This is a genomic window from Burkholderia sp. E168m23 (assembly GCF_016586125.1).
Taxonomy (GTDB): Bacteria; Pseudomonadota; Gammaproteobacteria; order Burkholderiales; family Burkholderiaceae; genus Burkholderia; species Burkholderia orbicola.
In genome coordinates this window covers 1-4,381 of the sequence record NZ_BCPP01000619.1, presented here as the reverse complement: position 1 = coordinate 4,381, position 4,381 = coordinate 1, and the positions used below count along the sequence as shown (strand labels likewise).

Below are 4,381 nucleotides of genomic sequence, written 5' to 3'. Positions count from 1 at the left end.
ACCGGCAAGGTCGCGATGCGCGCGAGTGCGCAGCGCGGCGACTATTACCGCGTCGCGTTCGACACGAACGACGGCACGCCGCGCCTCACCGCGCTCGAGCTGCGCGTCGCCGGCCGCACGTTCGGCGCGATCTGGTTCCGCGCGCCGGGCGCCGAGCACGGTGCGTACTACGCGCTCGACGGCTCGCCGCTCGAAGCCGCCGCATTCACGATGCCGGTCAAGTGGACGCGTATCAGTTCGTTCTTCGGCGAGCGCATCCATCCGCTGTCGCAGGCGATGGCGTTTCATACGGGCGTCGATCTCGCCGCACCGAGCGGCACGCCGGTCGATGCGGCCGCCGACGGCGTCGTGTCGTTCGTCGGCACCGATCCGGGCGGCTATGGGCGCTATGTGATCGTCGATCATGCGGATGGCTATTCGACCTACTACGCGCACCTGTCCGCGTTCGCTCGCGGGCTCAAGACCGGCGAAACGGTGAAGCAGGGGCAACGTATCGGCTCGGTCGGGATGACGGGCGCGGCGACCGGCCCGCACCTGCATTTCGAGGTGCGGGTCGCGAACGATCCGGTCGACCCGCTCGTCACGCTGGCCAGCGCGCAGAGGGCGCTGTCGGACATGCAGCTCACCGCGTTCCGCCAGGAAGCCGCGCAATGGCGCTTGCACCTCGCATCGATCAGCACCACGCCGTTCGCGTTCGCGCAGAACGACGGCCCGCTGTGGGGCGATTTCGCGACCGGCCCGTCGACGCTGCGCGCGGTGTTCGATACGCACTACAGCGCGTCCTGACGCTGACGTCCTGAAGCGTCCGGGCACCTCAGCCTCATCGGCACCACCGCACGCGTCGCCGCTCGAATGACGGCGACGCAGCCCGCTGCGGATGGTCGCACATCATCCATCTTCATCACTGAAGCACACGCACGCCTCGCACGCGTGCTCGCCGGCCCACCGTTACCGCGCGGGTTCCGTGCGTTCGGCCGTCGCCTGCGCCGCACGTTGCGTGCGCGGCCCCCGCGACAGCAACCACCGCGCTCCTCCATCGAGCGACGTGCACAGCACCAGATAGATCAGCGCGACGAACAGGAAGATCGGCGCCGGATACACCATCAGCCGGTTGTTCACCTGCGTTGCGATGAACGACAGCTCCGGCACGCCGACGATATACGCGAGCGACGTGTCCTTCACGAGCGCGACCCACTGGTTGACGAACGACGGCGTCATGATCCGGATCGCCTGCGGCAGCAGCACGTAGCGCACCGTCTGCCAGCGCGTGAGCCCGAGCGACAGCCCGGCCTGCCATTGACCGTCGCCCGCCGCGACGATCCCCGCATGCACCGCATGCGCGAGATACGCGCCGCCGATCAGCGCCAGCGCGCACACGACCGTCGCGAGCCCCGGCACATCCATGTGCAACAGCACGGGCATCAGGAAATACGTCCAGAAGATCAGCATCAGCACCGGAATCGCGCGGAAGAAGCCGATGAACGCGAGCAGCAGCACACGCGCCGGGCCGCGCGCCAGCGCCATCGCGATGCCGAGCGCCACGCCGAGCACGGCCGACGCGATCGCGGATGCAAGCGCCAGCACCAGCGACAGCGCGGCGCCGCCGAGCGGGCCGTCCGGAAACGCGCCGACGAGCAGGTACGGCAGGTTCGAAAGCAGCAGCGAAAGGTCCATCGTCAGCGCCCTGCTCCGAGCCGGTCGCGCCATTGCGTGGCTGCATACGCACCGGCCTCGATCGCGGCCACCGCCGCGATATATAGCAGGGTCGCGACGCCGAACGCGGCGAACGTCTGGAACGTCTCCGTCTCGACCTGCCGCGACGCATACGACAGCTCGGCGACGCCGATCGCCATCGCGAGCGACGAGTTCTTCACGAGATTCATGTATTGGCCGAACAGCGGCGGCAGCGCGATGCGCACGGCCTGCGGCAGCACCACGTAGCGCAGCGACTGCATCGGCGTGAGGCCGAGCGCGGCCGCCGCATCGTGTTGCGCGCGCCGCACGCCGCGCAGGCCGGCTTCGCATTCCTCGGCGACGAAGGCAGCCGTATAGGCGCTCAAGCCGACCCAACCCGCCACGAATTCGAACGACGGCCACGCGAGCGTGAACGGGCCCACGCTCACCGCATGGCGCGCATTGAGCCACGCGATCCACGTTTCGGGCAGCAACGACGCGACACCGAAATACCAGAACAGCAACTGCACGAGCAGCGGCGTGTTGCGAAACGCGACGACGTACGCGGCGGCGGCCGCGCGCGGCGTCTTGCCGCGCGCATGCCGCATCACGGCGAGCAGCAGCCCGCCGACGGTCGCGGCGACGGCCGACGCGGCCGCGAGGCCGAGTGTCAGCAGGAAGCCCTGCCAGAGCCAGGACAGATATTTGGGAGCCAACCCGAGCATGCTGGGGAGCGCGCACGACGCGCGCGGTCGGATGAAAACGAAAAGCGCCGCGCGGCCGAGGTTCCGGCCAAACGCGGCGCGCGTGCGGCAGCGATCAGGTCTTGTCGCCGATCCGGAAAATGCGCGTGAGCGGCGTTTTCGTCGTCGGCCCGAACCATGCGTCGTAGATCTGCGTCGCGCGGCCGTTCGCCTCGAGCCCCTTCAGCGTGTCGTTGACGAAGCCGAGCAGGCGCGTCTCGCCCTTCGGCACGCCGACGCCCATGTAGTCGTTCGAGATCGTGAACGCCGGGATCTCGTAGTTCTGCTTGTCGGGCACGTTCGCGAGCAGGCCGATCAGCTTCGGGCCGTCCTGCGTGATGGCCTGCACGTTGCCGGCGCGCAGCGCGGCGAACGCGAACGGCGTGTCGTCGTACGCGACGATCGTGGCCTTCGGGAATTTCTCGCGCAGCGTGATCTCGTTGGTCGTGCCCTTGTCCGCGCCGACGCGCAGGCCGTTCAGCTGGTCGGCCGATTTCAGCACGCCCTTCTTCGCGAGAAACTGCTGGCCCGACGAGAAATACGGGATGCTGAAGTCGACCTGTTTCGCGCGCTCATCGGTGATCGTGAAGTTCGCGAGCACGAGGTCGACCTTGCCGGAGGTGAGGAACGGGATGCGGTTCGCGGGGTTGGTCGGTTGGAGCTGCAGCTTCACGCCGAGCTTGTCCGCGAGCGCCTTCGCGTAATCGACGTCGAGACCGACGATGTGGTTGCTTTTCGCGTCGACATAACCGAACGGCGGATTGCTGTCGAACGTCGCGACGCGCAGCACCCCGGCCTTCTTGATGTCGTCGAGACGGTCCGCATGGGCGACGGTGCCTGCGGTAACGAGCGCGACCCCGACGAGCCACGTAGCGAGCGTGTTGATTTTCATGAGCACGACCTGATTTGTTATGGAGGCCGCCGCGGATCGCGCGGCGGCACGGTTCGAAGAACATCGTGACGAAGTGTGTCGTCGCGAAGCCGCTAACGTATCAGTGCGTGCGGCGAATCCGAACCAACAATTGGTGCTTTGCTCAGCGGGTTTCGTGATGAGGCAGGCGGGCTGCGGGCACGCATTGCCGCCGCGCAAAAAAAGACGCCCGCTGCAAGCAGCGGGCGCGAATCCCAGTCAAGGAGGTGTCACACGAACTACGCAGTCAGATTAAGGAAATCGCGCGCCACGGACAACGAATCGATTTCCATATCGATATGACGCGGCGCGCTCATGCCGGCACTTCGCGGGTCGAACAGTGGATGCCGCCGCGCACGTCATCGCACGCCGCAAAAAAAACGTCCCGCCAACCGGCGGGACGTTCGTCATGATGCGAGTACGCGCCACGCGCGACCGATCACGGCTCGTGGCGCAGGTACCCTTCCTTGCTCGGATCGCGCATCCGCCACGACACGATCAGCGAGATCGCGCACAGCACGGTCACGTACCAGTAGAACGTTTCCTCGCTGCCGATCGACTTGAACCACAGCGCGACGTACTCGGCCGAACCGCCGAAGATCGCGTTCGCGACCGCATACGACAGGCCCACGCCCATCGCGCGCACTTCCGGCGGAAACATCTCGGCCTTGATCAGGCCGCTGATCGACGTGTAGAAGCTGACGATCGCCAGCGCAACCGTGATCAGCACGAACGCGGCCACCGGGCTCGTCACGCCCTTCAGCGCATGCATCAGCGGCACCGTGCCGATCACCGCGAACGAACCGAACAGGATCATCGACGTGCGGCGGCCGATCTTGTCCGACAGCGCGCCGAACACCGGCTGCATCAGCATGTAGACGAGCAGCGCGACGGTCATCACGTTGCTGGCCGTCTTCGCGTGCATGCCGGCCGTGTTCACGAGGTACTTCTGCATGTACGTCGTGAACGTGTAGAAGATCAGCGAGCCGCCGGCCGTGAAGCCGACCACCGTGAAGAACGCGCCCTTGTGCTGCCACACGCCGCGGATCGTGCC

The 4,381-nt window shown here is 66.8% G+C and carries 5 protein-coding genes; 1 reads left to right on the top strand and 4 read right to left on the bottom strand.

Annotated elements, in window-relative coordinates; all coding sequences use genetic code 11:
• The coding region (locus JMF90_RS26070; RefSeq protein WP_201325606.1) for a M23 family metallopeptidase at nucleotides 1-786 on the top strand (786 nt) is incomplete at its 5' end.
• Nucleotides 787-948: 162 nt separating this feature from the next.
• On the opposite strand, the gene JMF90_RS26065 is transcribed toward JMF90_RS26070, so the two are convergent.
• The 4 genes from JMF90_RS26065 to JMF90_RS26050 all read right to left on the bottom strand — a co-directional run.
• Nucleotides 949-1,674: an amino acid ABC transporter permease gene (locus JMF90_RS26065; RefSeq protein ID WP_011545358.1), complete on the bottom strand. Its 726-nt coding sequence runs from the start codon at nucleotides 1,672-1,674 to the stop codon at nucleotides 949-951.
• Between the two features lie 2 nt (nucleotides 1,675-1,676).
• Nucleotides 1,677-2,399 (bottom strand): amino acid ABC transporter permease, encoded by a 723-nt coding sequence (locus JMF90_RS26060; RefSeq protein WP_011545357.1) that lies wholly within the window; start codon nucleotides 2,397-2,399, stop codon nucleotides 1,677-1,679.
• Nucleotides 2,400-2,493: 94 nt separating this feature from the next.
• On the bottom strand, nucleotides 2,494-3,309 hold the full coding sequence (locus JMF90_RS26055) for an ABC transporter substrate-binding protein (protein WP_006476062.1): 816 nt from the start codon (nucleotides 3,307-3,309) through the stop codon (nucleotides 2,494-2,496).
• Nucleotides 3,310-3,766: 457 nt separating this feature from the next.
• Nucleotides 3,767-4,381 (bottom strand): MFS transporter (locus JMF90_RS26050; RefSeq protein ID WP_201325605.1); only part of this gene is annotated, 615 nt, incomplete at its 5' end.